Below are 10,150 nucleotides of genomic sequence, written 5' to 3' on the forward strand. Positions count from 1 at the left end.
TATCACAAACTTTCTCAGGAGGGGAGACAATCCCCTTCTGAGTTATACGCTCCGCGAGGATGCGCAGTGATTTTGATAAGAAGATGTCAGCAGAGCTGACCAAAATCACGCGCCAAGTCTCCGCGAGCGTCGACTTGAACCCCTATCCTTCCCATCCTCATAAAGAGATTCGTAAAATGGGAATCCGGGTGACAAACTCTGTAAAACAATAAAATCAGCCGGTCGCTTCCATGTGGAAACGCCGGCCAGCTCTCATTTTATCCGAGGTTCGCTTGCTTCGTCACTCTCGCCACGAAGATACTGCCACGGGTCTCTTTTTATTAGTATACACACAAGAAAAACCATATGTCAATCCCTCGAATGAGAGAAATAAGAGAAATCTATTCAAGTCGACGCAAGCATCGACTTGGCGCGTGATTCTGGTCAGCTCTGCTGATATCCTCCAATCAGAATCACTGCGCATCCACGCGGAGTTATAGTCTGTGCAACGCATGAACAGTAACTGAATCATGACTCTCGCAGATAATCGGAGAAATTTTTCACACTCTGCGCCCTCAGCACTTCCGGATCACAGCCCCGAAGTTCAGCCGTCTTCTGAATCGTCTGTGAGAGGGATGCCTTGACGGATTCCGGCATCTCCAAGTTCAAAAACTTGCCAACTCCACGCTCTGAGTCGATGCGTCTGCCCTCCTCAAACGCCCATTTGACCGCCTCCATCCCGTCTGTCTCGACAAGAATCCGCTCCGGGCGAACGATTCTTGCGACCTCCTGCACAGCCGGATTCCAGATCACATCCGGTCCGATCGAGAAGAAACAGTCGAGATCGAGATAACGCTCCAAATCATGATCCGCGGAATACCAGTGCACAAGATACCGGTTCGGATACTGGCGGATCAGCTCAGCAATCTCCCGCTCCTGATCCTTTGTGTGAAGCACAACCGGTTTCTTTTTTTGACACGCAAACAAAAGCTGTTCCTCAAAGACTTCCCTCTGGCGTTTCAACGGCACATCACACCATAAGCCATCCATACCGATCTCCCCGACAACTCTGCAAGTCTCCAGATATGGGAGCAGATCCTGCACCGAGTACTCTGCGCTGTGCCAGGGATGAAGCCCGAATGTTGGAATCAACACGCCCTCTGCACCCGGAATTTTACAAACCCCCGTCAGACACTGCGCCTCTGCCGGGGTGCCCGCAGATGCCAGCGTAAAGATCCGGTTCTCAATTCTCTGACAAGCCTCCTGTACCGTCGAAACGTGGGCGTGTGCATCTGCATAGCTCATCTTGTTGTTCTCCCCCTCAACTTCTCTCATCTTTTCATCCCTTTGCATTCCTCTCACCCATGATCTCGCGGTAAATCTCCCTGCGCAGATCTCCCTGCTGATAGAGCCAGTCACGGGAGCGATTTTTTTCGGTGATGCAAAGTTCCCGACGGACCTTTCCCGACTCGCGATCGAGAATCAGGATTCGGTCAGACAGATAAATCGCCTCATCCATGTCGTGTGTCACGAGAAGAACGGTGCGGTTCATCTTTTTTCGGACACCAAGAAGCCAGTCCTGCATCTCTCCACGCGTGATGACATCGAGCGCGCCAAACGGCTCATCAAGAAGCAGGATATCCGCATGGCACAGAAGCGTCCGGAGAAAGGCAGCTCTCTGGCGCATTCCACCGGAGAGTGCAGATGGATACTCATTTTCATATCCTTTCAAACCAAACGCCTCAATCTGACGCTCTGCCTCCTGCTTTACCTGAGCCAGAGTCCCATGAATTCGTCCATAGAGACAGACATTTTCCAAAATTGTCTTCCACGGGAACAGAAGGTCATTCTGTGGCATGTAGGCAAAATGCTCGGTAATTCCCTGAATCGACTCTCCATCCACCCGGATTTCCCCGCTTTCCGGCGCAAGAACTCCCGTCATCAGTTTCAAGAGCGTCGACTTTCCGCAACCGGAAGGACCGAGAATGCTCACAAACTCGCCCTCCTCAACAGAAAAATCAAGCTGATTTAAAATCTTTCGATTCTCATAGGAAAATACCAGTCCGGATACTTCCAGTTTTCTCATTGCGTCCCCTATTCCCTTCTGTTCTCTGTTTCTGTATGTCTGTCTATCGGCATGTATGCCTGCGTACCCGCCCAGCACACACGCCTTTCTACGTTCCTTCCTTACTCCGGAAGGAACTCGTTTGTATAGCAATCTCCAGCCGGAATCTTGTGATCAATCACACCGTACTCTGCCATGAAATCGGTGTAGTTATCCCACACGCTGTCCTTCATCTCTCCCCAACGATCGGTATCCTCCATATATTTTCCAGACAGATACTCCTGGGACATCTTCAGCATCTCAAGATCATAATCCGGTGCATACTTCTGAAGAATCTCTGCACTCTCATCCGGATTCTCAATCGCATAACGGTAACCCTTCTCGGTTGCAGAGAGGAACTTCTTGACCATCTCCGGCTTATTCTTCAGTGTATCATTATTTGCAATGATAACCGGGGTGTAGTAGTCAAGGCGCTCATCGAGCTGACGAAGCTCCATGTAATTGATCGGGAAGTCATTGAGCTTGCACTTTACATTGTCCCAACCCTCAAAGAACCACATGATATCCACCTTATCCTTCAGTGCCTCAAAACCGGAACCGTCGGAGATTACCATGTTTAACTTAGAAAAGTCTGCACCGGCCTGCGTCATCACTGCTTTCAGGACAGCTTCCTCTCCAGGACCACCCCAACCTGCATAAGTCTTTCCCTCAAAATCCTTCGGGGAGGTGATCTCCTTGTCTGCATAGGTCACAAAGCCGGAAGTGTTGTGCTGGATCAGTGCTGCGATTGCCTTGATCGGAAGGGCATCCTTGGACGTCAGAGCCACAGTCACATCTTCCTGATAGCTGATGCCGAAATCACCTTTTCCGACAGCGACAAGCGTAGCAGTCGCTCCCTCAGTCGGCTCCACGATATTAACGTTTAAGCCCTCTTCCTCATAATAGCCCTGATCGAGTGCGACATACATGCCCGTGTGGTTTGTATTTGCCACATAGTCAAGAATCACCGTCACGTCTTCTTTCTCACCAGAATCCGAAGAAACGCCAGAAGCCTCCGCCTTGCTCTCCTCGCCGGACTCTGCATTTGCAGACTCCGTCTCAGCGGATGCAGACTCCGAAGCCTTCGTCTCACTCGTCTCGTTTGATGCGCCACATCCTGAAAGGCTTGCCGTCATCAAAGCAACTGCCATCAGCATGCTTCCTGCTGTTTTCCATGTTTTTCTCATAATGTTCTCCTCTTTTTTGTTTCTGCTTTTTTTGCATTTCTGCATATTTTTGATCCTGCTCTAATTTGAGCGCTTGATCTCTTAGATTTAGATTCAAGTCGACGCAAGCATCGACTTGGTGATTTATTTCTTCCGAGCACTTTACTTTCCGGCTTTGACTCCGGTTTTCTTGCGCTCATACGGCATTGTCACCCAGGCGATCAGGCGTGTAAGTCCATTCATGCACAGACTCAACACAATAATAAAGACTACACACGCGAAAACTTTGTCGAGCATGTAGCTGTTTTTCACGCGGAGCAGATAATAGCCAAGTCCTTTCTGGGAACCGAGCCACTCGCCGACTACCGCACCGCTGATGCTGTATGTCGCTGCCACCTTCATTCCAGAAAGAAGCTCCGGAATTGCGGCCGGAATCTTTACAAGCCAGTATGCCTTCCACTTTCCGGCCCCGTAAGAGCGCACAAGATGGACATACTCCTCATTCACCCTCTGAAGACCATCCGCAAAGCTGACCGCAACCGGGAAAAAGCACATCAGCACAACCGTCAAAATCTTCGGTGCCATTCCAAATCCCATGTAGATAATCAGAATCGGCGCCATCACAATCATCGGAACCGTCTGTGTCACAACAAGGATCGGATAGAGACTGCTCCGAATCGCCGGAAACGAATCCATCAAAATTCCAAGCACCAGCGATAACACAAAGGCAATCACAATTCCGAGAAGTGCCTCCCCCGTCGTCACAAGTGCGTGTCCACAAAGCTCTGAGCTCTCTGAAATCAGCGCCTGAACCACTGCAATCGGCGATGGCAGAACGTAGAGCGGAATCTGAAGTACCCGAACCGCTCCCTCCCAGAACGCCAACACCGCCAGAATAAAAAGAATCGGCGTGAGTTTTTCTCTTGTATTTTTCATCTTTGTCCACAACACTCCCTTTTATTTTCTCAACAGACGCATCAACACAACGGAATATAAAAGAATATAAAACAGAAAAACCGCCATCACAGGACAGCGGTTTTTATTAGAACGATCAGAAATCTATCATTTCCATTTTCTTCATTCTTCTTATTTTTCCTACGCTGGCATGATCCAGATCAGGTCATGGGTCGAAATCCTTTATTTCCTCTCAGCCTGTGTGCAGACTCCCCTTTTTGCTTGTTTTTCTTTTTGCGCCCGTTAATTATAGCACATCTTTTTGGCAATGACAATGGTAAATGCGCGCCTCATCCCTCCTTGAAGATTGCGCTAGTCGCCTGGATCTCTCTCTCGTTGAGTTCTTCATCATTCCAGATCTTTTCCACAGCCGAGACAAAATCGGTCCGCTCATCGCCGGCAAGATAGGTCTTTACTGCCTGCCATACCGGTTTAATGGTGTACTTATCGTTTTGCAGAGGATTCTCTTTGTTCCTGCTACAAAGCTCCGCGATTACCAGAACCGCATAGTCCTGTACCAGCTCCCTCTCCTTTGTGCGAAGACCCGCAGACAGATTCTTCACAAATTTTGCAAATTTCTGCTGGTGCTCTTTCTCAGCTCCCCTTCCGTAACGCTGAATCATCAGATTTGCAACCCACTTGTTCATGTCGGACATCCGGAAAAATCGCTCAAAGAAGTTTGCAACTTTCGCATCATCCTTCTCATAACGGAGCATAAACTGGAAGATTGCGAGTTTCTGATACTCCGCCTCTCCCGGCATTTTTGTGATATAGTCCACATAAAAATCAACGAAATTCGGGTCCATCACCGCAATCATTTCCAGAGCATTTCTAAGCACATAGCTCGACTGCTTGATCGCGGTTGCATAGGGATTGAAATGCTGTTTTGCCCTCTGCAAGATCGTTCTCTTCTGCGACTGCGTCCAGCCATCCCGAAGCAACGTTCCGATTGCATAGACGTAACCTACCATCAAGTCGGCCTGATTGCAGGAATTGATCAGATCCATGCACGGCTCAAAAAAGTCTTCGGGATTGGATGCCTGTCCAATCGCCTCCAAGGCTTTCTTGACCTCTCCGTTAAGTTTAAATCCAAGTCTCTCATTCTTCTCTGCAAGAAGTTTAAGACCGTTTAACTCACTCTTTGCATTGAGCTTCATCTTTCCGATCGCACTGATTCCCCGTGCACTTCTCGCCGTCGTCTTCAGGGATGTCATGTCCATCTCCATGATCGTCTTTGTCTTCGGGCGGTCGGTGATCCATGCCTCCATCGTCATCATTCTCATCGAATTGATATAGATCTGGAAACTGATCGGCGTGTTGGCCGGATAAGGATTCTGGAATTTCACGACTCTCGTCGCAATGCGCCGGTTCGGAAGATTCTTTGTCGTTCCTCTTCCAAGGTAAAGCTCAATTCCAATCGCATCTGTCGTCTTGTCGAGTTTATAACAGTCCCGGATTTCTTCCGATCGATAAGGCAGTTCCGTTCCGGCAGGAATCAACAGACTGACATACTCATTTCTCAGACCAAGGTTGATCGAGTCATTTAAAATCGTTCCGGTGTGGAAGACAGGAATTTTGGTCTCACGATTTTCCGGCGCTGGATTGTTAACGGATTCCGCAGTCGCTGTGAGCGTCCGATTTCCATTGTTCTCTTCTCCAATTCTCTGCACATGGTACTTGTGAAGGCAATAATGATAATAGACTGCGCCTCGTGCAACTGCGAGATCCGGATCACTCGTCGCAAGCGGTTCAAATCCGAAAAATTCTTTCAGTCTCTGGCGAATCAGATAACATTTTGTCATTCCACCGTTTAAAATAACCGCGTCAATCTTCACTCCTTTTCCGGCTTTGTCAAGCACATCCAGAATCGGATAAATGATGTTGTTGACATCGCGCTCATCCATCTTCTGAATTCGTCCGACATCTTCCATCTTGTATGTATACCCCATCAAAGGCGCAATGATGCTCTCCATCTCCGCCTTTGTGTAAGTCGTCTCAAACGAGTAGGCATCGTAGAGATTGATGTCCATGACTTCCTCGCTGTAATCATCCGGAAGCTGTACGCCCGACATGTCTGCGTCATCATATGCCATCGAAATCTTGACTTTTAATTCTTCTGCCAGCTTTCTGAGTTTGCACATCACTTCTTCTCTGCGCTTGGTCGGAACGACAATCTCATACATTTCCTGAAATCTCTTGAGCATGTCCTCAGCGAGAAGCTCATCGAAATTGTCTCCGCCGAGAAGCGTGTAACGGCTGATCGCAAGATCTCGAATGTCAATCAGCCCCTCCGGAGTACTGCTGACTCTGTGAAGCGTCACATCGAGCGTACCTCCGCCGAGATCAAAGACCATGACATTCTTCTCGGTATCGAGGGAGAGCAAATCCGACGGGATCTCTCCATCCTCCTGCATCCGCATGAAATCATAGATAACTGCCTTTGGCTCATACAGCAGGATTTCATGCATGTTCTCGACATTGATTCCCGCTTTTTTCGCCGCGTCAATCGTCGCCTGGCACTGATCGGAGTCAAACGATGCCGGAACCGTGATCACGACATCGCGGATTTCCTCCTGAAACAGACGCTTTTTTGCGACATTGATCATATAAGAGAGAATCCGGGCGGACACGTCTGCCGGAGTCTTGTCCGGGATCTCATCTGCGAGATTGACCTGGTCACTGACTCCCATCAGCGACTTTACGGACTTGCACACATACCCGGCTCTCGTCCCGTATCGGCTCTTCGCATAATCGCCGACATCGGTGACAATCTTTCCTTCCTGATTCTTATAATAAAAGACAACAGAAGGAAGCAGAGGTGCCCTCGACGTGCTTCCCGTATCATTTTTTCTCTCCAGATTCAGGACAACCGGCTTCATCTTGTCCCGAACAATATTGGCATATGCGATTACGGAGTTTGTCGTTCCGAGATCGATCGCTGTGTACATTTCTGACATTTACTCCACCTCCTCTTCCTTCTCCCGCACCGTCGGCAGGGAAATCACCGTAGATCCAAACTTCCAACCCGGATGCTCCACCACAACCGTCTTCTTCTGATTCGGCTCCGTGTACGATTCTCCGATATAAGTATACTCTGCAAGTCCCTCGACTTCCGTCTCAAACTCCCGTCCCGTGCAGTCGATCGGCGTCACCCCGCAGTCCTTGATAAACCGAAGCAACTGCTTAAACACGATCGTGAGCGGAAGAAGCTGAGGGGGCGTTTTCACTTTCTGCTCTTTGAGCATTGCAAGTCTCTTCTCCACCATCTCCATGCTGTCCAAGAGATGCCCATATTTTTCGGAGTTCATCATCGAGTAGAACGAAGCGATCGCCGTATTCTTGGCATCCTCCGTCGCCTCGTCAATCGTCTCATTCAGCTCATCAAACATCGCCTGCACAAGTTCGAGAGAATTCTTGTAATTGTCCTTCATGAAACGAAGCTGTTCGAGTTCATTTCCCGACTGGTATTCGGCAACCGCCTCCGAGGACTCGTTCAGCACACGCTCCGTCTGCTTGAGGACATCTCTCGCACTCTTTTTCTGTCTCTTCATTCCATACTGCTCAAACAGAGCACTGCGAATATTGCGGAGAAGGCGATCGCAGTATCTCGACCGGAAGGTATATAAGATCGGGCTGTATGTTTCATTTTTCAGATCCGGATCAACCATAACCAGGAAAATTACCATGTATTTTCCGAGGAAAAAGATTCTGTGATTTTTCCTGTCTCTCCGTTCCAGATTTTCCGTGAACTCTGCATACTTCTGCATTGCCTCCTGATCTCCGTCTAAAGCCTGCTTCAGCCAAGAGATCCCCTGCTCCACAATGCCAAGAATATATTTGCGCTTTTCTTCCTGATCCAGATTGACACTCTCGAGCGCTTCCAGATACGTCTCATACGAAACCCGGTTTTCTTTCAAAACTTCCTGACTCATCCGGTAGGCATCTCTCGGATGGCAGTTCGGATAACGAAGGCTTCCATAGACTGCGACCCACTCGCCCATCAGCTTTGCGCGGATCGTTGCAGTGGAAGGGTCCTCCTGCAATTCCTGTGCCTTTGAAAGTTCTTTCTGCATCACGTCCTGAAATATCTGATCATATTTCATAGCTTTCTCCCTCTTTATATAATATTTAAACCCATTCTTTGCCTGAGTCACAGAGAGATTCGGATGATTTTCTTTCATGACATCCCCCAGCGACTTTTTCCGAAACTTTGGATACACATGAAGCAAATAGATCTGATCGACGCCCAGATTTTCCGCAAACCGGTATATTTCTGCCGGTCCTGCATGCAGACTGTACAGATCAAACAAAACTGAGACACAGCCCGCTCTTGCGGATTCCTGACCGACGACGATATATCCGCCCTGATTCTTTTGGATCTCCTGTTCAGACTGGATGCGATTCCCGTAGACAAAATATCCCATATCCGCAAGCGTATCCGCAATTTTCTTGCTCTTTGGCTCTAAAAATACGGGCGTATCCGGAAATACCTCTTTCAAAAAATACAAGAGATCGAGATGTTTGGGAATGCTCTTTGAAATCAGATAGACCCGTTTGTTCTGGGCTAAATTCCTCTTGATGATGGACTCTAGTTTTCCGTAGTGACTAGACTCCTCCATAGCCTGAGCCTGTCCCGTTCGCTCCCCACTCTTTGTATCTGCGGATTCTTCCGTCTCACCACTTCGATTCGCCGTATTTGCCTGTCCCGTCTGATCCGCCTGTTCTGCTCGATCTGCCCTTTGATCTGCACTTTGATCTGCACTTTGATCTGCACTTTGCTCTGTACTTCGATCTTCCGTTCGACCTGCACGACCACTTTGATCCGCAAAATCTGCAAGCCCGGTTTTGCCACTCTGTGCGCTCTGCACGAGTACAAGTTCCTTCTGCCACTCGTTGGCGTCAAGATATGTATTCGGGGCATTTAGGAGAAAGACTTTCGGGGAAATACTACTTGGAATCCTCATTCCATTGAGTCCGAACCTCGTCTTGACACTGAAATCTCCGGAATAAAGGATCCGGTGACTGCCTGTCTCTAAGTAAATCATCACCGCACCGATCATATGCCCTGCCGGTAAAAGAGTGATCTTGCATCCCTTGATCGAAAACGGCTTCATGACCGGTTTGATCTGAATCCTCGACAACAGATTCTGTGCCCGACGATACCGCTCATTCTTTACCCGCTCGGACTCCTCCCTTCCCGAGATTCTTCCGAATTCCAGAAGTTGTACCTCGATCAGACGCTTCGTGTCCTGAGTCGCCAGAATTTCCGCATGTGGCGCCAGTGTGGCAATCTTAGCAAAAGAACCAATATGATCATAATGGGCGTGACTGATCAAAATCAGATCCAGATCGGAATAATCCGAGATTTCCTGCAAGAGACGCTCATAATCCGGATAAATTTCCTCGATGTCGGGGCGTTGCAGGCGTGCCCCACAGTCAAGCAAAATCCGAATTCCATCTATAAAAAGAAAATAGGCAGACGCTCCCACCTCATCTCCGCCTCCGAGCGGAATCAAATAATCACTCATAGGTTCTTTCACTTCCATTCTGAACTATTCTCAATTATTATGATAGGAGGCAATTTCCCAATTTCTTCCTCCTATAAAAAAGCGTTTAACAGTATTATACACGATCCTGAAGTTTTTGTAACGATTTGTGTGAATATATTGATTGATCGAAAGAAATATTTGAATCCTATAAAAAATTTGAATCGTACAAAAAAACTGCACCCCATCTCTGGAATGCAGTTTTACGTTATTATATCTTTTATTCATATACCTTCAAAACTGCACATTGAATCATCCGTTTTCTGTATTTCTCCTAAACCGTCTTGGTTAAGCCCTCGACCTATTAGTGACAGTCAGCTCCACACATTACTGCGCTTCCACCTCTGCCCTATCTACCTCGTCGTCTTCAAGGGGTCTTACTCTTGCGATGGGATATCTCA

General features: G+C 48.2%; 6 protein-coding genes, 1 rRNA gene and 1 riboswitch. All 7 genes read right to left on the reverse strand.

Annotated elements, in window-relative coordinates; translation table 11 throughout:
• Window positions 1-507 precede the first annotated feature (507 nt).
• On the reverse strand, window positions 508-1,314 hold the full coding sequence (locus ACR0QT_RS14070) for a TatD family hydrolase (protein ID WP_432631326.1): 807 nt from the start codon (window positions 1,312-1,314) through the stop codon (window positions 508-510).
• A gap of 4 nt (window positions 1,315-1,318) precedes the next feature.
• Complete coding sequence (locus tag ACR0QT_RS14075; RefSeq protein WP_432631327.1) at window positions 1,319-2,065, reverse strand: ABC transporter ATP-binding protein; 747 nt, start codon at window positions 2,063-2,065, stop codon at window positions 1,319-1,321.
• Between the two features lie 101 nt (window positions 2,066-2,166).
• Window positions 2,167-3,270: an ABC transporter substrate-binding protein gene (locus ACR0QT_RS14080; protein ID WP_432631328.1), complete on the reverse strand. Its 1,104-nt coding sequence runs from the start codon at window positions 3,268-3,270 to the stop codon at window positions 2,167-2,169.
• A gap of 141 nt (window positions 3,271-3,411) precedes the next feature.
• Complete coding sequence (locus tag ACR0QT_RS14085) at window positions 3,412-4,185, reverse strand: ABC transporter permease (protein WP_432631329.1); 774 nt, start codon at window positions 4,183-4,185, stop codon at window positions 3,412-3,414.
• 139 nt (window positions 4,186-4,324) lie between these two features.
• Window positions 4,325-4,429, reverse strand: a riboswitch (TPP riboswitch).
• Between the two features lie 64 nt (window positions 4,430-4,493).
• A complete protein-coding gene (locus ACR0QT_RS14090) occupies window positions 4,494-7,160 on the reverse strand; it encodes an Hsp70 family protein (protein ID WP_432631330.1) in 2,667 nt (888 codons plus the stop codon).
• Complete coding sequence (locus tag ACR0QT_RS14095; protein ID WP_432631331.1) at window positions 7,161-9,731, reverse strand: MBL fold metallo-hydrolase; 2,571 nt, start codon at window positions 9,729-9,731, stop codon at window positions 7,161-7,163.
• Between the two features lie 302 nt (window positions 9,732-10,033).
• Window positions 10,034-10,150, reverse strand: a 23S ribosomal RNA gene (locus tag ACR0QT_RS14100); the annotation flags it as partial.

The sequence above is a fragment of the Brotaphodocola sp. genome (assembly GCF_050873365.1).
Taxonomy (GTDB): Bacteria; Bacillota; Clostridia; order Lachnospirales; family Lachnospiraceae; genus Brotaphodocola.

Coding starts and splice junctions, on each gene's coding strand:
- ACR0QT_RS14070 (WP_432631326.1), bottom strand. CDS start 1,314: ATGAGAGAAGTTGAGGGGGAGAACAACAAGATGAGCTATGCAGATGCA.
- ACR0QT_RS14075 (WP_432631327.1), bottom strand. CDS start 2,065: ATGAGAAAACTGGAAGTATCCGGACTGGTATTTTCCTATGAGAATCGA.
- ACR0QT_RS14080 (WP_432631328.1), bottom strand. CDS start 3,270: ATGAGAAAAACATGGAAAACAGCAGGAAGCATGCTGATGGCAGTTGCT.
- ACR0QT_RS14085 (WP_432631329.1), bottom strand. CDS start 4,185: ATGAAAAATACAAGAGAAAAACTCACGCCGATTCTTTTTATTCTGGCG.
- ACR0QT_RS14090 (WP_432631330.1), bottom strand. CDS start 7,160: ATGTCAGAAATGTACACAGCGATCGATCTCGGAACGACAAACTCCGTA.
- ACR0QT_RS14095 (WP_432631331.1), bottom strand. CDS start 9,731: ATGAGTGATTATTTGATTCCGCTCGGAGGCGGAGATGAGGTGGGAGCG.